This window comes from Actinoplanes sp. KI2 (genome assembly GCF_025630775.1).
GTDB lineage: Bacteria > Actinomycetota > Actinomycetes > Mycobacteriales > Micromonosporaceae > Actinoplanes.
The window spans coordinates 12,317-31,046 of record NZ_JAOSZE010000011.1; the positions used below are offsets into that span (position 1 = coordinate 12,317).

17 protein-coding genes and 1 pseudogene are annotated in these 18,730 nt (G+C 72.6%); 8 read left to right on the forward strand and 10 right to left on the reverse strand.

The window, feature by feature from the left end; all coding sequences use genetic code 11:
* The first annotated feature begins 85 nt into the window (after window positions 1-85).
* Genes ODJ79_RS13240 through ODJ79_RS13250 form a run of 3 tightly spaced genes read left to right on the forward strand, consistent with a single transcriptional unit; the run spans window position 86 to window position 4,309 of the window.
* Window positions 86-2,044 carry a copper-translocating P-type ATPase gene (locus tag ODJ79_RS13240; RefSeq protein WP_263023706.1) on the forward strand — a complete coding sequence of 653 codons (1,959 nt, stop codon included), beginning with the start codon at window positions 86-88 and terminating at the stop codon, window positions 2,042-2,044.
* Window positions 2,045-2,084: 40 nt separating this feature from the next.
* On the forward strand, window positions 2,085-2,780 hold the full coding sequence (locus ODJ79_RS13245; RefSeq protein ID WP_263023707.1) for an LppX_LprAFG lipoprotein: 696 nt from the start codon (window positions 2,085-2,087) through the stop codon (window positions 2,778-2,780).
* Window positions 2,777-4,309: an MFS transporter gene (locus ODJ79_RS13250; RefSeq protein WP_263023708.1), complete on the forward strand. Its 1,533-nt coding sequence runs from the start codon at window positions 2,777-2,779 to the stop codon at window positions 4,307-4,309. Before ODJ79_RS13245 ends, ODJ79_RS13250 begins: the two co-directional genes overlap by 4 nt.
* A 108-nt stretch (window positions 4,310-4,417) precedes the next feature.
* Here ODJ79_RS13250 and ODJ79_RS13255 read toward each other — a convergent pair whose 3' ends face one another.
* The 6 genes from ODJ79_RS13255 to ODJ79_RS13280 all read right to left on the reverse strand — a co-directional run bounded on the left by ODJ79_RS13255 (window position 4,418) and on the right by ODJ79_RS13280 (window position 11,075).
* Window positions 4,418-5,050 carry a hypothetical protein gene (locus tag ODJ79_RS13255; RefSeq protein ID WP_263023709.1) on the reverse strand — a complete coding sequence of 211 codons (633 nt, stop codon included), beginning with the start codon at window positions 5,048-5,050 and terminating at the stop codon, window positions 4,418-4,420.
* A complete protein-coding gene (locus ODJ79_RS13260; protein WP_263023710.1) occupies window positions 5,047-6,441 on the reverse strand; it encodes a selenium-binding family protein in 1,395 nt (464 codons plus the stop codon). Before ODJ79_RS13260 ends, ODJ79_RS13255 begins: the two co-directional genes overlap by 4 nt.
* Before the next feature lie 59 nt (window positions 6,442-6,500).
* The gene (locus ODJ79_RS13265; RefSeq protein WP_263023711.1) at window positions 6,501-8,621 is read right to left on the reverse strand and encodes an ATP-binding protein; all 2,121 of its coding nucleotides are present in this window, start codon (window positions 8,619-8,621) and stop codon (window positions 6,501-6,503) included.
* A gap of 69 nt (window positions 8,622-8,690) precedes the next feature.
* Entirely contained in the window at window positions 8,691-9,374 is a 684-nt protein-coding gene (trmB, locus tag ODJ79_RS13270; protein ID WP_263023712.1) for a tRNA (guanosine(46)-N7)-methyltransferase TrmB, read from the reverse strand.
* Between the two features lie 22 nt (window positions 9,375-9,396).
* The gene (locus tag ODJ79_RS13275; RefSeq protein ID WP_263023713.1) at window positions 9,397-10,338 is read right to left on the reverse strand and encodes a TolB family protein; all 942 of its coding nucleotides are present in this window, start codon (window positions 10,336-10,338) and stop codon (window positions 9,397-9,399) included.
* 104 nt (window positions 10,339-10,442) lie between these two features.
* Entirely contained in the window at window positions 10,443-11,075 is a 633-nt protein-coding gene (locus ODJ79_RS13280) for a MerR family transcriptional regulator (RefSeq protein ID WP_263023714.1), read from the reverse strand.
* A 119-nt stretch (window positions 11,076-11,194) separates the two neighbouring features.
* Here ODJ79_RS13280 and ODJ79_RS13285 point away from each other — a divergent pair, with 119 nt between their 5' ends.
* Complete coding sequence (locus ODJ79_RS13285; RefSeq protein ID WP_263023715.1) at window positions 11,195-11,743, forward strand: DUF4188 domain-containing protein; 549 nt, start codon at window positions 11,195-11,197, stop codon at window positions 11,741-11,743.
* A 528-nt stretch (window positions 11,744-12,271) separates the two neighbouring features.
* Here ODJ79_RS13285 and ODJ79_RS13290 read toward each other — a convergent pair.
* Window positions 12,272-12,904, reverse strand: coding sequence for a hypothetical protein (locus ODJ79_RS13290; RefSeq protein ID WP_263023884.1), 633 nt, complete (start codon window positions 12,902-12,904; stop codon window positions 12,272-12,274).
* Between the two features lie 239 nt (window positions 12,905-13,143).
* On the opposite strand from ODJ79_RS13290, the gene ODJ79_RS13295 reads away from it, so the two are divergent.
* Window positions 13,144-13,959: a class I SAM-dependent methyltransferase gene (locus ODJ79_RS13295; RefSeq protein ID WP_263023716.1), complete on the forward strand. Its 816-nt coding sequence runs from the start codon at window positions 13,144-13,146 to the stop codon at window positions 13,957-13,959.
* Window positions 13,960-14,009: 50 nt separating this feature from the next.
* Entirely contained in the window at window positions 14,010-15,113 is a 1,104-nt protein-coding gene (locus ODJ79_RS13300) for a serine hydrolase domain-containing protein (protein WP_263023717.1), read from the forward strand.
* On the opposite strand, the gene ODJ79_RS47120 is transcribed toward ODJ79_RS13300, so the two are convergent.
* The gene (locus ODJ79_RS47120; RefSeq protein ID WP_411267311.1) at window positions 15,110-15,712 is read right to left on the reverse strand and encodes a hypothetical protein; all 603 of its coding nucleotides are present in this window, start codon (window positions 15,710-15,712) and stop codon (window positions 15,110-15,112) included. The two genes, ODJ79_RS13300 and ODJ79_RS47120, sit on opposite strands and share 4 nt — an antisense overlap.
* A gap of 70 nt (window positions 15,713-15,782) precedes the next feature.
* A pseudogene (locus ODJ79_RS47125) lies at window positions 15,783-16,127 on the reverse strand (MFS transporter); the annotation flags it as partial.
* A gap of 111 nt (window positions 16,128-16,238) precedes the next feature.
* Here ODJ79_RS47125 and ODJ79_RS13310 point away from each other — a divergent pair.
* A complete protein-coding gene (locus ODJ79_RS13310; RefSeq protein WP_263023718.1) occupies window positions 16,239-16,961 on the forward strand; it encodes a ZIP family metal transporter in 723 nt (240 codons plus the stop codon).
* Here ODJ79_RS13310 and ODJ79_RS13315 read toward each other — a convergent pair.
* A complete protein-coding gene (locus ODJ79_RS13315) occupies window positions 16,958-17,863 on the reverse strand; it encodes a proteasome assembly chaperone family protein (RefSeq protein ID WP_263023719.1) in 906 nt (301 codons plus the stop codon). The genes ODJ79_RS13310 and ODJ79_RS13315 overlap by 4 nt on opposite strands.
* 215 nt (window positions 17,864-18,078) lie before the next feature.
* Between ODJ79_RS13315 and ODJ79_RS13320 the strand changes: the two genes are divergently transcribed.
* Complete coding sequence (locus ODJ79_RS13320; protein WP_263023720.1) at window positions 18,079-18,720, forward strand: EcsC family protein; 642 nt, start codon at window positions 18,079-18,081, stop codon at window positions 18,718-18,720.
* Window positions 18,721-18,730: the final 10 nt, after the last annotated feature.

The following is an 18,730-nucleotide window of genomic DNA, read 5'->3' on the forward strand; positions in this document are numbered from 1 at the left end:
GGGCGGCGCCCCCGGTGGCTCCTACGTCACATCCGCCTTGGCTTATACCCCTAGGGGGTATAGGTTCAGGACGGAGGTGGGTGCGATGACAGAGCACGGCGGGCACGCCGGGCACGGTCCGGAGAGGTTCCGCCGGAAGTTCTGGCTGACCTTCGCGCTGACCGTTCCGATCGTCGTGACCAGCGAGATGGTGATGGGCTGGTTCGGGTACACGCTGGACTTCCCCGGCATCGGCTGGGTGGGGCCGGTGCTCGGGACGGTGGTGTTCCTCTACGGCGGGTGGCCGTTCCTCGCCGGCGGGGCGCACGAGCTGCGTGGGCGTACGCCCGGCATGATGCTGTTGATCTCGATGGCCATCTCGGTCGCCTACGTCGCGTCGCTGGCGACCAGCCTCGGCTGGTTCGATCTGGACTTCTGGTGGGAGCTGGCCGCCCTGGTCACGATCATGCTGCTCGGTCACTGGCAGGAGATGAAGGCGATCGGCCAGGCCCAGGGCGCGTTGAGCGCGCTGGCGGCGCTGCTGCCCGACGAGGCCGAGCGGATCGACCCGCGGGGTGAGCCGCAGCGGGTCGCGGTCGGTGATCTGCGGACCGGGGACACCGTGCTGGTGCGGTCGGGCGGCCGGGTGCCGGCCGACGGGCGGATCGTGGACGGCGCGGCGTCGCTCGACGAGTCGATGATCACCGGCGAGTCGCGGCCGGTGGCCCGCGAGGTGGGTGACCGGGTGGTGGCCGGGACCGTGGCGACCGACTCGGCGCTGCGGATCGAGGTCACCGCGGTCGGCGACGACACCGCGCTGGCCGGCATCGGGCGGCTGGTCGCGCAGGCGCAGGCGTCCCGCGGGCGGGCGCAGGTGCTCGCCGACCGGTTCGCGGCGCTGCTGTTCTACGTGGCCACCGCCGCGGCGGCGATCACCTTCGTGGTGTGGTGGGCGCTCGGCGACCTCGACCAGGCCGTGGTGCGCACCGTGACCGTCCTCGTGATTGCCTGCCCGCACGCGCTCGGCCTGGCGATTCCGCTGGTCATCGCGCTGTCGACGGCGGTCGCGGCGAAATCCGGCATCCTCGTCAAGGACCGGCTCGCGATCGAGCGGATGCGTACCGTCGACGCCGTCCTCTTCGACAAGACCGGCACGCTGACCCGGGGCGCGCACACCCTCACCGGCGTCGCGGCGGCCGACGGCTGGGCGACCGAGGAGGTGCTCCGTCTCGCCGCCGGGGTCGAGGCGGACAGCGAGCATCCGCTGGCCAGGGCCGTCGTTGCCGCCGCTGCGCGGCGAGCTCGGGCCACCGGCTTCGAGTCCTTGACCGGCCGCGGGGTGCGTGCGGTCGTCGAGGGGCGGACGTACGCCGTGGGCGGACCGGCCCTGCTCCGCGAGCTCGGGTCGGAGCTACCGCCGGAACTCGCGAAGTCCACTTCGGAGTGGGCCGGGGCGGTGGTCCTCTACCTGGTCGCCGAGGACAAGTCGGTCATCGGGGCGTTCGCGCTGCGGGACGAGGTGCGACCGGAGGCCCGCGAGGCGATCGCCCAGCTGCGCGCCGCCGGCGTCGCTCGAACCATGATGATCACCGGTGACGCGAGGCCGGTCGCCGAGGCGGTGGCGGCCGAACTCGGCCTGGACGAGGTCTTCGCCGAGGTGCTCCCGGCCGACAAGGACCGCGCGGTGGCCGACCTGCAGGCGCGCGGCCTGCGGGTGGCGATGGTCGGCGACGGGGTGAACGACGCGCCCGCCCTGGCCCGGGCCGACGTCGGCGTGGCGATCGGCGCCGGCACGGACGTGGCGATCGAGTCGGCCGGCGTGGTGCTGGCCTCGTCCGACCCGCGCGGCGTCACCGGCATCATCCGGCTGTCCCGCGCCTCGTACCGCAAGATGATCCAGAACCTGGCCTGGGCGACGGGCTACAACGTGATCGCCATACCGCTGGCCGCGGGCGTCCTGGCCGGGACCGGCTTCGTGCTCAACCCGGCGGTCGGCGCGATCCTGATGTCCGCCTCGACCATCGTGGTGGCCGCGAACGCCCAGCTGCTGCGCCGTGCCTTGTAGCGTGTTCCGCGGTGTGGCTGCGGGGCCTACGATCCGCGTTATGTTCCGCATCCGGCCCGTCCTGGCCCTGCTCGCCGCGCTCGTCGCGGTGACCTCGTGCACCTCCACCGACAAGAAGAAAGACGAGTCGACCGGCAGCCTGCCCGACGGCGCCACGCTGCTGACCGAGTCCGCCGCCGCGATGCGCGACATCAAGACCGCCAAGTTCCTGATCACGGCGGACGGTGCGATCTCCGGGCTCAGCCTGCGCCGGGCCGAGGGCACGCTCACCCGGGAGGGCGACGCCGAGGGCACCGCCCAGATCGAGCAGGCCGGCGCGACCGTCGACCTGGCCTTCACCATCGTCGGCGACAAGATCTACCTCAAGGGCCCGACCGGCGGATACCAGGAGCTGCCGCTCAGCCTCGCCGCCACGGTCTACGACCCGTCCGCGATCCTCGACCCGGAGCAGGGCATCGCCAAGGTGCTGAGCACCGCCACCGACGCGAAGACCGAGGCCAGTGAGGCGGTCGACGGCACGGAGGCGTGGCGGGTGGCGATGACCGCGAACGGCGCCGACCTATCCAAGATCATCCCTGGGGTCAGCGGCAACGTGCCCGGCAAGGTGTGGCTCGGCAAGCAGGACAAGCGGCTGCACAAGGCCGTCTTCACGCTGCCGGCCGACGGCGGCGCGACCGGCACGGTGACCGTCACCTTCCAGCAGTTCGACGCGCCGGCCGACATCAAGGCCCCGTGACCGCCCCCGCGGTCGGCGAGGAGCAGGGCGGTGCGGACGTCGCCGTCCGCCGACGCCTGGCGATCGGCGCCGGGGGCGCCGCCGTCCTGCTCGCCGCGCTCGACGCGTACCTCGTGGTCACCATCCTCACCGACATCCTGCGCGATGTGCACATCCCGCTGAACCGGCTCGAGCGGGCCACCCCGATCGTGACCGGATATCTGCTCGGCTACGTGGCCGGCATGCCGTTGCTCGGCTCGCTCTCCGACCGGCTCGGCCGGCGCGCGGTCATCGTCGGCTGCCTGGCCGGCTTCGCCGCCGGCTCGGCGCTCACCGCCGCCTCCGGCGAGTCGCTGTCGCTGCTGGTCGCCGGGCGCGCGGTGCAGGGCGTGGCCGGGGGAGCGCTGCTGCCGGTCACCATGGCGCTGGCCGGCGACCTGTGGGCGAACGGCCGGAAGCGGTCGTCGGTGCTCGGCGCGGTGGGTGCCGCGCAGGAGCTGGGCAGCGTCCTCGGACCCCTGTACGGCGCGGCCGTCGCCGCCCTGATCGGCTGGCGGGGCATCTTCTGGCTCAACGTGCCGCTGTCCGCGCTGGCGGCGGTCGCGGTGCTGGTCGCGTTGCCCCGGTCGGCGCCGCCCCGGCCCCGCCCGCGGGTCGACGTCGTCGGGGGTGTGCTGCTCACCGCCGGCCTGGGGCTGCTGGTCGTGGGCCTCTACAACCCCGACCCGCAGCATGCGGTCCTGCCGTCGTGGGGCCCGGTCACGCTCGGCGCGGCCGCCGTGCTGCTCGTGCTGTTCGGCGTGTGGGAGCGGCGGGCCCGCACCCGCCTCGTCGAGAAGCCGAGCCGGGTCTTCCTGGTCGCGCTGGCGGTCAGCTTCTGCGCCGGGGCCGCGCTCATGGTGACGCTGGTCGACGTGCAGCTGGTGGCGCAGACGCTGCTCGGCCGGGACGCGTTCGGCGGCACCCTGTTGCTCGCCCGCTTCCTGATCGCGCTGCCGGTGGGCGCGGTCGCCGGCGGCCTGCTCGCCGCCCGCCTGGGCGACCGGTGGGTCACGGCCGGCGGTCTGCTGATCGCCGCCGCCGGGTACGCGCTGATCGCCCGCTGGCCGCTCGACGTGGCGGCCGTGCGCTACGCCGGCGTGCTGCCCCGCCTCGACGCCGACCTGGCCGTGGCCGGTCTCGGCCTGGGCCTGGTGATCGCGCCGCTGGCCGCAGCCGCGCTGCGCGGCACCGCGCCGGCACAGCACGGGGTCGCCTCGGCCGGCGTGGTCGTGGCCCGCATGGTCGGCATGCTCCTCGGCGTGGCCGCGCTGACCGCCTGGGGCCTGCACCGATTCCAGGAGCTGACCGCCCGGCTGGACACGCCGCTGCCGTTCGGCGTCGACCCGGCGGTCTACCGGCAGCGACTGGACGCGTACGAGCTGGCGGTGAAGGTCGCCCTCCAGACGGAGTACCGCGAGATCTTCTATGCGACCGCCGCGGTCTGCCTGCTCGGCGCCCTGCTCGGTCTGCTGCTGGGCGATCGTACCCGGATCAGCGGGCCGGCCTGATTCGCGAGAGCGTCGTCAGGCGGTCAGCGCGCCCCGCGTCGACCATCGCACGAGAGCGGTCGTCAGGCGGTCAGCGCGCCCGCGCCGACCATCGCACGAGAGCGGTCGTCAGGCGGTCAACGCGATGGTCAGGGCGCCCGCGCCGACCATCACCCCGGCCCAGAGCTTGTCCATGTTGAACCACGCCGTGCGCAGGATGTTGACGCCGACGAACTCGTAGACGAGCAGGGCGCACGTCGCCATCACGGCAAACATGGCGAGCGTGTGCACCCCGGCCGCGACCAGACCGCCGAGCGCGGCGACGCCCGGCTGGTTCGCGCCGCCGCCGGTGTGCTGCCGATGGGTGGCGACGGCGGTGGTGGTCAAGACCGGCAGCAGCATCAGGCCCGCGCCGTGGGCCGAGGACATCAGGAACGACCAGGCGGCCAGCTGCGGGTGGGACAGCCGCATGCCGGCCCAGCGGAAGTGCCGCTCGGAGAGCAGCCGCCACAGCCCGAAGGCGACCAGGATCGCGCCGCCGGCGACGCCGACGACGTTGGCTGCCACGATCGACGAGGTCGCCGACACGACCGCGGCCACGATGGCGACCGAGGCCAGGTGGCCGCCGGCGATGGGCGGCAGCGAGAACAGCAGGACGCGGCGGGACTTCTCCTGCATCCCGCGCGCGACCGAGAACAGCCAGCCCATCGCCGGGTTCAGGCCGTGGAAGGCGCCGAGCGCGACCAGCGCCGCCCAGGTCACGGGAAGCAGTACGAGTCGGAGCTGGCGTCCCCGCCCTGCAGCCGGGTCTGGTGCACGCGCAGGCCGCGGAACTCGTCGCCGTGCGGGAAGAACCGCCGGTCCAGCGTGAAGTCGCCGGTGTCGACCTTCGCGAGCCAGGCGCCGACGCCGTCCGGGTAGAACTGGTCGTCCCAGGAGCCGTAGAGCGAGTTGGTCACGTAGACCCGCTTGCCGTCCCGGGACACCTCGACCATCTGCGGCCCGCCGGCCAGTGGCTCGGACGGGAACGCCGGGTGCGGGGTGCGCCGGACGATGCCGCCGAGGTGGACCGAGCCGGCCTCGACGGGATGGAAGGGGTCGGTCACGTCGTACCTCTTCAGCTCCCCGGTGCCCCAGCAGGAGACGTACAGGTACCTGTCATCGACGGACAGGTCGATGTCGGTGACCAGCGGCGGGACCGCGGAGAACGGCTGCAGTGCGGGCGGCAGGTCGTCGGGCGAGGCCGGCTCGGCGGGGATATCGATGATTTTCGTGACAGCGAACTCGCCGGCGGACCGATGCCAGACCCACACCGAGGCGGACAGGTCCTCGACACTGATCACCACGCCGAGGAACCCGTACTCCTTGGTCGGATCGTGAGCCGGCCGCAGCTCCAGCGCCATCTGGTATTGATCGCCCAGGTCGACGCTCTGCACGAGCGTCCGCTTCGCCAGGTCCCAGAAGTGCACCCGGTGCCCGTACTGCCGGGACAGCAGGAGCGAGGGGTCGATGCCGTTCTCGATCATGGACGGCGTGCCCCACTCCGAGCTGACCAGGATGTCCCGGGTGAGGTGCCACCAGAAGTCGTACGCCAGGAACTGGTCGCCCCGATCGGCCTCCCACGGACCGCGTACGGCGAAGGTCGTGTGATCGAGCACGGCGATGCCGCCCGGCCCCCCGTCGCCGGACCCGGCACCCAGCGCGGACACATAGATGCCGTCCGGGCCGCAGTGGATCGTGTGCGGGCGTGAGTAGCCGGCCCGGTCGGCCAACTCGGCCGCCGGGATCTCCTTGACCAGCCTCGGCGCCCGCGGATCGTCCATGGTGTCGAGCACGTAGATCCGCGACGACCGCAGCCCCGGCACGATCAGATAGCGCCGCTCGACATGCGGGTGCGGCGCCGTCGGGCACAGCGCGGAACTGCACGCGTTCCATCCGAAGTGGTGCAGCTCGTCGCCGGTGTTCGGCAGCGAGGTCCACCCCACCACCCGGCCGTACGAGTCGGAGCCGGGATCGGTGTCCACCACCGCGATCGCGTCCGGCTGCCGGGCCGACCGGTCGAAGGCCGCCACGTACGCCAGCGTCTCGGGCGGCGCGCCCGCGGCCGCGCCGGGCGAGGGATAGAACGTCGGGTCCGGAGTCCACCGAGTCATGACCGCCATCCTTCTCCGGCCGCCGCCCGTCGACCAGGCCTGCGGCCGTCAATGAGTTGTCAACGTGCGTCCATCGGCAACCGCACCAGGACGGTCGTCCCCACACCCTCGTGGTCGACCAGCTCGATGCTGCCGTGGTGCCGGCTCACCACCACCCGGCTGAGGGTGAGGCCCAGACCCGTACCGGGAATGGCTATGTCGCCGGCGCGACTGGTCCGGTAGGCGCCGGTGAACATCTTCTCCCGCTCGTCGGTCGAGACGCCCTGCCCGGCATCCGAGACGGCGAGCTCCGCGATCCGGCCGGTGGTCTTCAGGGTCACGCCGATGCGCCCGCCGTCCGGGCTGTACTTCACCGCGTTGCCGAGCAGGTTGTTGACGACCTGCTCGAGCCGTTTGCGGTCGCCCGGCAGCACCAGATGCTCGGGCAGATCCTCCTCGATCACCACCGGGGCGTCGTGCACCGCGGCACGCGCCTTGGCCAGCGACTCGCGCACCACCTCGGCCAGGTCCATCGGCGCCAGCCGGACATCCGCGTGACCGGCGTCCAATGCGGACAGCTCCATCAGCTCGTTGATGATGTGCCGCAGCTGGTTGGTGTTCCGCTCGACCACCTCGAGCAGCTGCGGGCCCTCGGTGATCAGCGTGTGCTGGTCCGCCGCGCGCAGCAGCTCGGCGTACGTGCTGATCGAGGTCAGCGGCGTGCGCAGCTCGTGCCCGATCAGCGCCAGGTATTCGTGCTTCGACCGGTCGAGCTGCCGCTGCAGGTCGTACACCCGGCGCCGCTCGACGAACTGCCCGATGTGCGCGGCGATCCCGGACATCAGCGCCAGCAGCTCGTCCTCGGGATCCTCCACGGTGTCCGCGAACACCGACAGCACACCAAGAGTCTCAAATCCTTCCCGTACGGGGATGGCCAGCGCCGTATGCAGTCGCGAGCTCTTCGCCGTCTCCGCGGAGATCAGGCTCTGCGGTTGCCCGACATCGCGGATCCACAGCGGCTTGCCGACCTGCCAGGCCCGCCCGGCCAGCCCGACCCCGAACGGCAGGTCCGCCGGCACCTCGATCTCCGCCGACCAGCCCGGCGCGCTCCACGACCCCGCCGAGCGCACCACCGCCGTCGCGTTGTCGACCAGCCACAGCTCGGCGTGCACCCAGTCGAGGGTGCCGACCACCGCCTCGAGCACGCGTGGCCCGGCCGCCTCGATGGTCGGCGCCTCGGCCAGGGCGGTGGTGACCGCGAGCTCGCAGGTGCGGAACCGCTCCGCCCGGCGACGGCGGGTCACATCCTGCACCGCCTGCACCGCTCCGACCGGGTTCCCGTCCGGCCCCATGATCGGGTGCGCGTCGACCAGGTAGTGCCGGGTGTGCCGGTCCGGGCCGTGCAGGATCACCTCCTCGTCCCGCAGGTTCTCGCCGTGCAGCGCCCGGAACACGCCCAGCTCGGCCCGGTCCAGGACCCGGCCGTCGGCGTCGGTCAGGCCGGTCAGCAGCGCGTTCTCGGGGAAGCCGGCGTCGCCCCACATCGCTCGCATCCGCTCGTTCACGAACACGATCCACCCGTCCGCGTCGCAGGCGGCCACCCCGTCGTGCAGGCTCTCCAGCACCGCGTCGAGGAAGCGGCGCTGCTGGTCGATCTCGCGCCGGGCCACCTGCTCGGTGATCAGCAACGTGCACACCTGGGCGGCCTCGGCGACCGCGGCCACCTCGTCGGCGGTCCACTGGCGCGGCCGGTGGTCGCAGGCGCAGCAGACGCCGAGGACGGCGCCGTGCCGGTCGCGGATCGGATGGCCGAGAAAGGCGCCCGCCGGCCCGTCCGGGATCCGCTTGTCCGCGGCCAGGTCGGCGACCAGCACCGGGGCGTTGGTGCGCAGCACGAGTGGGGCCAGCGACTCCTCGACCGGCACGTCGGCGGTCTCACCCCAGGAGCCGGTCAGCCCCCACCCGCCGTGCCGGCGCACCCGCCCGTCCCGCAGGAAGTGGATCAGGCCGACGGGCGCGTGCGCGGCCCGCGCGACCAGCGCGGCGAGCTGATCGGCGGCGCCGTTGGCGAGCACGCCGCGGTGCAGCCCGATGGAGGGCACCTCCTCGAACGCGCCGGGACGCCGGGCGACCCCGCTCGGGAGCGTCACCACCCCGGCGGCCGGCGCGTCGCCGGCAGCCCCGGGGTCCTCTCGCCGCATGGCTCTACCTCCGGTTTCCAGCCTAAAGGCCCAAAACCTCTGAAACCGGCAAACCAAGGGGGTACGTCGTCAGCGGCGCCGCAGATACCGCAGGTCCGCGATCGGGCGCCCGGCGGCCGTCCCGCGCCGCTCGAATTTCGTCTCGGGCCGGCCCGCCCGGTCGTCCCACCGCTCGGCGCCGGCCCGGGTCAGGCCCGGGTCGGCGTCGAGGACCTCGGCCATCGACTCGGCGTAGTGCGGCCAGTCGGTGGCGCAGTGCAACAGGCCGCCCGGGCGCAGCCGGTCGCGCAGCAGGGCCACGTTGTCCGGGCGGATCAGCCGGCGCTTGTGGTGGCGCGCCTTGGGCCACGGATCGGGGAAGAAGACGAGGATCGCGTCCAGGGCGCCGGGGGTGATCTTGTGAACGAGTTCCATGGCGTCGGCGCGGGCCACGCGTACGTTGGCAAGGTTTTGCTCCGCCACCAGCGCGAGCAGATTGCCGATGCCCGGGGTGTGCACCTCGACGCCGAGGTAGTCGCGGCCGGGATCCGCCGCCGCCATCGCGGCGGTCGTGTCGCCCATGCCGAACCCGATCTCGAGCACCACCGGTGCCGTGCGCCCGAAGAGCACCGGCAGGTCGAGCGGCTCCCGATCGCCGTCGTCGACGGTGAAGCCGATGCTCGGCCAGAGGGCGGCGTGCGCGTCGGCGTGCCGGGCGCTCATCCGGCCGCGCCGGGGGTGGAAGGTGCGGATCGGCGGGTGCTGAGCAGTCATGGTCTCCCGACCATACCGGCCGTCAGCGGACCGGCCGGACGCTCGGCTGCGAGCCCTCGTGGAACGGCTGCCGGGAGCCGTCGGCGAGCCCGATCAGCATCACCCACGAGCCGCCCCGGTACTGCCCGGTGATCGCGGCGCGGTTGGCGTCCAGGTAGGCGAGCTCCCGGTCGAGGGCGGCGCCGATCGTGCGCTTGGTGCCGGTCGCCGGGTTGTACTCGACCAGGTGCACCGGCTGGTTGTCGGCGGTCGTCTCGCCCTGCTGATAGGCGGTCCAGGCCAGGCGGGCGCCGTCGCCGCGCCAGCTCGGCACCACCGCGAAGCCCTGGGTCTGCAGGCTGCCGCCGCCGTACGCCGCGACCGTCTTCTCGCTGCCGGTCGCCACGGTGCCGACGCTCAGGCAGGCGTCGTAGATCGAGTCGCACTCGCCGCCGCGGAACGCGATCCGGGTGCCGTCGGGGGACCAGGCCACCGCGTCGTCGGTGCGCAGCCGGTCGGCCAGGTTGCCGGCCCGCCGGTCGTCGGCCGGCGACACGGCCGGCAGGTCCTGGCCGCGGCACTCGCTCGGGAACAGCACCACGGGCGAGCCCCCGGTCGCCGGGATGCGGTAGACGCCCGGGCCGCCGGTGCACGAGAGCGAGGCGAACGCGATCCACTTGCCGTCGGGCGACCAGGACGGGCCGGCCGCGGGGCGGGTGGCGAGCCGCTTCGCGCCGGTGCCGTCCGCGTTCATGGTCCAGAGCTGGGTGCCGGTCAGGTAGGCGATCCGCCGGCCGTCGGGCGACCAGCGCGGGCGGAAGTGGCCGCCGCCGGTGGTCAGCCGCTTCTCGGCCGGGCCCTTGCTGACGTAGATGTCGCCGTTGCGGACGTAGGCGATGTCGGAAGTCGTGGCTTGCTGGGCCATCACCGGGTGGGCGGTCAGCACCACGCCCGTCGCGGTCAAGATGGTGGTGATCGTCTTCATGCCCTGCATAACGGAACGCCCCCTCGTGGTGTCGTACACCGAGCAGATCGTCCGCAACCGTTTCGCTCCTGAGCGATAACCGGAATTCACCCGGCTCCCGGGATTCAGCCCGCTCCGAGTTGACGGGCGCTCTCGTGCTGGTGGGCGAGCAGGCGCAACGAGCTGAACAGCGCCTCGCCGAGCACGGTCCCGACCACTACCAGCTCCATCCGCGAGGCCGGGTCGGGCCGGTCCAGCACCGCCCGCACCTCGACGGCGGCGAGTTGGTCGGCGGTGTCGGCATATACCCCGAGCTGGGCGAGCAGCTCGTCGACCCCGAGCGAGTCGGCGGCGGCGATCGCATCGGCGACCAGGTCGATCGCCGGCGACTCCGGATGGATCAGCCAGCGGCGCTCCGCGATCAGGGCCACGACCCGCTCGCGGGCCGCCTGCCAGAGCGGGGTGGTCCGATCGGGCCGGTGGCGTGGCTCGACCGCGGTCTGGGCCGCGCCGAGCAGCTCGAGCGGATCGTTGGCATGCGCCCCGAGCGCGGTGACCACCTCCCGCGCCCCGGCCACGGTGACCCCGCCGACGTCGATCACCGCCCGGATCAGCTTGAGCCGCCGCAGGTGTTCCTCGTCATAGTCGGCCTGGTTGGCGGCGGTCGCCACCCCGGGCGGCAGCAGCCCTTCCCGCAGGTAGAACTTGATCGTCGGGATGGGGACCCCACTGCGCCGGCTCAGTTCTCCCACTCGCATCCGATGATCATCGCTCCCGTCCGCCGGCCTTTGCCGCCCCACCCTTGCCAACTCGAATGGATAGTGTAACTATCTGAAGCAGATAGTGCTGCTATCCACATGAGTCGGGGGAGATCGAGATGGCAAGCCTCGTTCCGGGTTACACGACCGCCGAGATGGAGGGGGACTTCGTGGTCTTCCTGATCGGCATGCGCATCAACAAGCCGTGGAAGCTGCACAAGTGGATCCCCGTGGCGTTGGCGATGGGCCCGATGATCCGCGAGCTGACCCGCCGCAAGGAGCTGGGCCTGCTGCACTTCACGAGCTGGATCGGCCCGCGCGGCCCGATCCTGGTGCAGTACTGGCGAAGCGTCGAGCAGCTGGAGACCTTCGCCCGCGACGCCCGGCTGCCGCATCACCCGGCCTGGAAGCGCTGGAACCGCGCCGTCGGCGACAACGGCGACGTCGGCATCTGGCACGAGACCTACCTGGTCCGCGACGGCGGCTTCGAGGCCCTGTACGGCAACATGCCCACCTTCGGCCTGGCGGCCGCCGGCCAGCCGGCCAAGCTGTCCCGCACCACCCGAACCGCCGCCGGCCGCCGAGCCGCCAACGCCGGCAACCCCGAGCCCGCCATCGGCGAGGCCGCCGCGGGTGAGCCTGCTGCTGGTGAGCCCGTCGCCCGGTGAGCCCGCTTTCCGTCTGGCGCGCCGCCGGTGGGCCCGCTGCCCGGTGAGCTCCTCGCCCGGTGAGCCGAATTCCGCCAGGCGCCCCGCTGGTGAGCCTGCTGCCGGGTGAGCCCGCCGAGCTGGACGGCGCCGCCGACAGGCCGGTCCGCGACGCAGGATGCCGCCACCCGCAGCCGCGGCCTGACAGTCGCCCTGGGCGGGGCTGGCCCGGATCGCCGCCGTACCGCCGCTGGACCGCAGCCGCCGCCGGACCGCAGTCGCCGGACCGCAACTGCCGGGGGCCGCCGCCGGACCGCAGACGCCGGGGGCCGCCGCCGGACCGCAGTCGCCGGACCGCAACTGCCGGGGGCCGCCGCCGGACCGCAGACGCCGGGGGCCGCCGCTGGATCGCAGCCGCCGGACCGCCGCCGGACCACAGCCCGGCCGGACCGGGGCTGGACTGGCGCCGGACCGCTGCCAGGCCGGAGGCGCCGGACCGGGGGTTTGCGCGGTCGCCCCGGGCGGGGCGACCGCGGCTGAAGGCACCGGTCAGGCGACCGAGGTCGACCACATCGCGGTGAAGGCGGCCGCCTCGCCGGCCAGCCAGCTTTCGATGTCGGCGGGTTTCACGGCCGGGTCGATGCGGTGGGTGACGCCGCGTCGCAGGTCGACCAGGACCGGCTCGGCGTTGGGCAGGATCTGGTCCATGTGGCCGGCCATCAGGTGCAGCGTTGCGGTGACCGCCTCCGGCGTCGGTGGCGCCTCGTCGAAGTGCAGCCGCACCGCCTCGCGACGGCCGTCCTCGTACCGAAGGCCGAAGTGGGGGTTGATTTTGACGGCGAGCGGGCCGACGGCGGCGAGCGCGTCCCGGGTCTGTGCGAGGCTGACCTGCGCCGGGTCGCCCAGCGACGCCAGGTAGGTGAGCGCGCCGGCGCTGACCGCCTCGTACAGCGGCTTCCATCGGTCTTTCACGAGGTCGGTGACGCCGTTCAGATAGCTGCCGCCGGTGCGGAACGCGATGTCGGCCTTGAGCGCCTTCACCAACTGACCGTGCGGGTTGAAGCCGCTGCGGCGCTCGCGGGCGCGCCGCAGACCGCCGACGAACGTGGCCTTCGCGGGGCCGGTGCGGGTCACGTAGCGGGTGAAGCCGAGCATGGTCGCGTAGGGCGGGATCACCGTCATGGAATCAGACAAAACGGGAGCGGTCACGTTGATCTCCTCGCAGGTCACGGCCCCTTTTAGTACACACATTCTAATCGACGGGTACGACATTCCCAAACCCGCTGGACGGCCGCCCGGAGGGGTCCGGGCTACCTTGCGGAGGGCCCGATAGCCGCCGCGCTGCGTGCCACGCCTGCGGACCGGCCGGGTAACCTCGCCATCCCGGTGGCGCAGGGCCACCCTCGATCAACGGGGAAGTCGTGACCAGCACAGCCTTCGACGATCACGAGCGGTTGCAGTGGGCCGGAAAGGCCGCGGCCTACCGGGACAGCTTCGCTGCCCTCTGCGCCTACCCGGCCGGCTCGCTTCTGGACGCTGCCGAGGTCGGCGCGGGCGTCCGGGTTCTCGACGTGGGTACGGGTACGGGCACGGTCGCCGCCCTGGCCTGCGCGCGGGCGGCGAAGGTCACCGCCGTCGACGCCGAACCGAGCATGCTGGCGATCGCAGGCCGCCGGGCCCCGGACGCCGAGACCCGCCACGCGATCCTGCCGCACCTGCCGTTCCCGGCCGGCTCCTTCGACGCGGTCGTCGCGAACTTCGTCATCAACCACGTCGGCGACCCGGAAGCCGCCGTCCGCGAAATGCGACGCGTCGTGCGTCCCGGCGGTCGACTCGCCGTGACGATCTGGCCCTACCCGCCGCCGCCCGCCCAGCAACTCTGGACCACGATCTTCGAGGCCGCCGCGGTGCCGCGCCCGACCGACCTGCCCCGGGTGGCGCCGGAGAAGGACTTCGCCCGCGATGCCGACGGGCTTGCCGGGCTGCTCGGCCGGGCGGGTCTCGGCGACGTCCGCTGCGACACGATCACCTGGACCCACCGCACGCACCCCGAGGCGTGGTGGGCCGGCCCGGCGAACGGCATCGGCACCGCCGGCACGCTGCTGCTGCGCCAGGACCAGGCCACGATCGCCCGGATCCGGCACCACTACGACCGGCACACCGACGCCTATCGAGACGCCGGCGGCGAGCTCGAACTACCCACCGCCGCCCTGCTCGCCGTCGCGCCCGTCGATTAAAGAGAAAAACGAGTGGCGCCGATCCGGTCACGCGCCCGATGCTTCAAGCCGTGCCGGGCTACGCCGTCGACCGATTCGCGCCCGTGGCCGCCGTCTTCGAGCGAGGGCTGGCGGGCGACCACGAGGTGGGCGCGTCGCTGTGCGTCGTCGTCGACGGCGAGACCGTGGTCGACCTCTGGGGCGGGTTCGCCGACGCCGCGCGCACCCGGCCGTGGCGGCCGGAGACGATCGTCAACGTCTACTCGTGCACCAAGACGATGACGGCGCTGACCGCCCTGCTCCTCGCCGACCGCGGGCAGCTCGACCTCGCCGCGCCCGTCTCGCGGTACTGGCCGGAGTTCGCGGCCGGCGGCAAGGGCGAGGTCACCGTCGCGCACTTGATGAGCCACTCGTCCGGCCTGTCCGGGTGGGCCGAGCCGATCACCGTCGACGACCTCTACGACTGGACGAAGGCGACCGGCCTGCTCGCCGCGCAGACCCCGTTCTGGGCGCCCGGCACGGCCTGCGGCTATCACGTCCTGACCCAGGGCTACCTGGTCGGCGAGGTGGTGCGACGGGTCGACGGGCGTACGGTGGGAACGGTTTTTCGTCAGGAGATCGCCGAGCCGCTCGGCGCAGATTTCCACATCGGGCTGCCCGCCGGTGACGATGCGCGAGTCGCCGAAATGATCCCTCCGAGGACTGCGGGCACGCCGTTCGCCGAACCGACCCCACTGCAGCTCAACGCGTCGACCAACCCGGTGATCGAGGTGGCGGTCACCGGCGGCCGGGCCTGGCGCGGCGCCGAGATCCCGGCGGCGAACGGCACCGGCAACGCCCGCGCGATGGCCACCGTGCTCTCGGTCCTGGCCGACGGTGGCGGTGGCCTGCTCTCCGAGGCCGGCTGCCGCCGGGCGCTCGAGGTCCAGGTCGAGGGCCGTGATCTCATCCTGGGCCTGCCGCTGCGGTTCGGGCTCGGCTTCGCCGTCGGCAGCGCGATGATGCCGAATCCGAACACGCTCTACTGGGGTGGGCTGGGCGGCTCGCTCGTGCTGGTCGACCTGGACGCCCGCACCACCTTCGCCTACGCCCCCAACCGGATGGCCGACACGCTGACCGACGTACGCGGCCTGGAGCTGGCCATGGCCATGTGGGAGGCGATGGCGCTGATCTAGGTGCGGCCCGCCCGCCGGGCCGCCCAGGTGACCAGCGCCGCGCAGATGGCGGTGAGCACCAGCGTCGAGCCGGTGACCGCGTTCTCGAAGCTCTGCGTGCCGGCCGCGCTGTGCCCGATGCCCGACAGCGACCCGGCCACGGTCGCCGCCACGATCGTGCCGGTGATCGCCGTGCCGACGCTGGCCGCGACCTCCGAGCTGGTGTCGCTGAGCGCGGCCCCGGTCGCGGTCTGGTCCTCCGGCAGGCCGCGGATGACCGTCACGCCCGCGATCGTCGATACGACCCGCATGCCGGCCGCGGTGAGCGCCAGGGCGACCGCGATCCACCCGTAGTCGTAGCGCCCGAGCAGCGCGTACACGAGCAGGCCGCCGACCATCGACGCGGCGCCGATCGTGCCGGCCCGGTGGGTGCCGAGCCGGTCGACGATCTTCTCGACGAACGGGCCGATCGCCAGCATCACGATGACCTGCGGCAGGTTGCCCAGTGCGGCCTGGGCCGGCGACCAGCCCCAGACCAGCTGCAGCTGGAGCGACGCGGTGAACGAGATGGCGGCCATGCCGAGGCCGATCGCCGCCTCGTACGCCAGGCTGGCCGACACCGTCGGCCGCTTCACCAGGGCGAAGTCGATGATCGGCCGGGATGCCCCGGCGAATGCAGATCAGCGCGAGCACCGCGATCGGCACGTTCATCACCAGCAGCGCCTGCCAGGGCAGCACCTGCAGCACCAGGCCGCCCAGGGTGGGCCCGACCGCCAGGCCGACCAGGCCGACCGTGGCGATCAGCGAGGTGGCCCGCATCAGCAGGTTCTCCGCGTCGAACAGGCGGAAGCAGAGGGCCATCGTGCCGGGCGCGGTCATCGCGGCGGTGACCCCGACCGCGGCCCGCACCGCGACGAGCTCGCCCGGCGTCCGCACCAGCAGGACGGCGAGGCTGGCCAGGGCGAACAGGCCGAGCCCGAGCAGCATCAGGCGCCGTGTCCCGTACCGGTCGGCGACCGCGCCGAAGGCCATCATCAGGCCGCCGAACAGCAACGAGTACCCGGCATCGACCTCATCCTGACGGGGATCATCTTCATCAACCGTGAATGAGGCGCTAAAACCCAAAAACGGTCATAGCGTACGGTGATGGCCGCCGCATTCTTCTGGGGCGCGATCAGCTCCGCGGCGTTGCTGCTCGGGGCGTGGATCGCCTACCGGATGACACCCAGTCGCGTGGTGATCGCGGTCGTGATGGCGCTCGGCAGCGGCGTGCTGCTCGGCTCGGTCTCCTTCGAGCTGATCGACGACGCGCTGAACACCCGCTCGGTGGCCTGGGTGGGCCTGGCGGTGCTGGTCGGCGGTGCCGTCTTCGCGCTGGGGGACTGGCTGCTCAGCCGGCGAGGCGGTGGCGAGCGCAAGGACCCCGACGGCGCTCAGGCGGAGGGCTCGCCGCTGGCGATCGTGCTCGGCTCGGTTCTGGACGGGATACCCGAGTCGTTCGTGCTCGGGCTCACCGTCCTGCAGGGCGGGGTGAGCGTGTCGCTGCTGGCCGGGGTCGTGCTGTCCAACCTGCCGGAGGGCATGTCGTCGAGCAGCGGCCTGCGGGCGGCGGGCTGGGCCCAGCGCCGGGTCATGCTGATGTGGACCGTGGTGGTGATCGTGTCGGCGCTCTCCTCGGTCACCGGTTACGTGCTGCTCGACCCGGCCGGCGGGCTGACCGGGTCGCTGGTGGAGGCGTTCGCGGCCGGTGCGCTGCTGGCGATGCTCGCCGACACGCTGCTGCCCGAGGCGTACGAGGTGGAGGGCGTGCTCACCGGCCTGCTGGTCGTGGTGGGTTTCGCCGTGTCGCTAGCCCTCAGCGCGATTTAGGAGTCGTCGCGGGTCTGCTCGGCCAGGAACCGCTCGAGCTCGGCCCCCAACTCCTCCGCGGTCGGCAGCGGCGTCTCCGACTCGGCCAGCAGGTTGTTCTCCCGGCCGCGCAGGAACGCGTCGTACTGCGCCTCCAGCGAGCTGACCAGCCGGGCCGCCTGCTCGTCGTCCGCGATCTGCTTGTCCACGTCGGCGCGGACGAGTTCGGCGGACTTGCGCAGCTGCCCGGTCGGCAGCGCCAGCCCGGTGCTGGCCGACACCGAGTCGGTGAGCAGCTCCGCCGCCGCCGGGTAGTTGGTCTGGGCCAGATAGTGCGGGACGTGCGCGGCGTACCCCATCGCGTCCTTGCCCTGCTCGCCCAGCCGGAACTCGAGCAGATTCCCGACGCTGGCCGGCACCTGCACCCGCTGCAGCCACGACTCCCGGTCGCCGAGCAGGCGCTGGTCGGTGGCGTGCGCGGTGACGCTGACCGGCCGGGTGTGCGGCACGGCCATCGGGATCGCGTTCAGCCCGACCGTCAGCCTCACGCCGAGGCGCTCGATCAGCCCGGTCACCGCCGCGATGAACCGCTCCCACTGCAGGTCCGGCTCGGGGCCGGCGAGCAGCAGGAAATCGTGGCCGAGCTGGTCACGAACCAGGTGCAGGGCGAGGCTCGGCGCCTCGTAGGACTCCCAGTGGTCCTCCATGAAGATCATCGGAGGGCGGCGGGAGCGGTAGTCGAGCAGCTGGTCGAGGTCGAAGGTGGCGACGACCCTGGTCTCCAGGTTTTCCAGCAGGTTTTCGCGGAACAGCTGGATCGCGCTGCCCGCGTCGACGAACCCGGTGAGCGCCTGGACGAGCACCGGCTCGTCCAGCGCCGGCAGGTCGTCGGCCAGCTCGTAGAGCTCGGTCGGTTCGAGCACGTCGAGGACCTCCTGTGCAGAAAAGCGAGTAACTGCTGGCAACAACGGTGGCCCGTGCTTCATTCCAGCATCCGTTGATCTTGTCAGAAATGAAGCCGAAAGCGATCTAGGTCTCAGCCCGGCCACAACCGATCTTCACCCCTCGCGTGCACGTGCATGTGCACGGCACAATGGACTCTCCGGATCCTTCCCATCCCCCCACGGAGAGATCTGTAATGAGCGAAGCCGCCACGCTCCCCGAGACCGTCGCGCCCCTCGGGCCGCTGTGGTCACGCATGAAGTCCGACCCGCAGTATGCGCCTGAGCACCTGGCCCTCGACGCGGTGCGTCGCCTCGGGCCGGAGGCCGCCTCCTGGGCGGAGCGCTGCCGGGTGGACAATCCGGGCATCGGCGCCGATACCCTCGCCGCCGTGGCGGTCCGCCGCTTCACCACGCTGGCCCGCATCTCCGGCAGCGTCTCCGGCGCCACCGGGCTGCCGGCCGCGGTGCTCGACGTGGGCGTGCTGGCCTGGACCCAGTCGCGGATGGTGCTGCACATCGCCGCCGCGTACGGTCTCGACCCGTCCGCGCCCGAGCGCGCGGTCGACCTGCTCGTGCTGCACCGGGTGCACAAGGGCACCGAGAGTGCCCGTACGGCCCTGGGCGTCGCGGCCGGCCGCGACCGGGCCAGCCGCCTGTTCACCGAGGTGTGCGACCGCCCGCTCACCGGCGTGATGATGAAGCTCGGCTACCGCCTCGGCCAGATGGCCGGCCTGCACGCGGCCCGCCGGATGTTCGCGAAGCGCGCCGCCTGGGTCAACTCGGCCGCCACCAGAGATCTCGCGGCCCGGGCGCAGGGCCACTTCCGTACGGTCTAAGGCTCTTGCC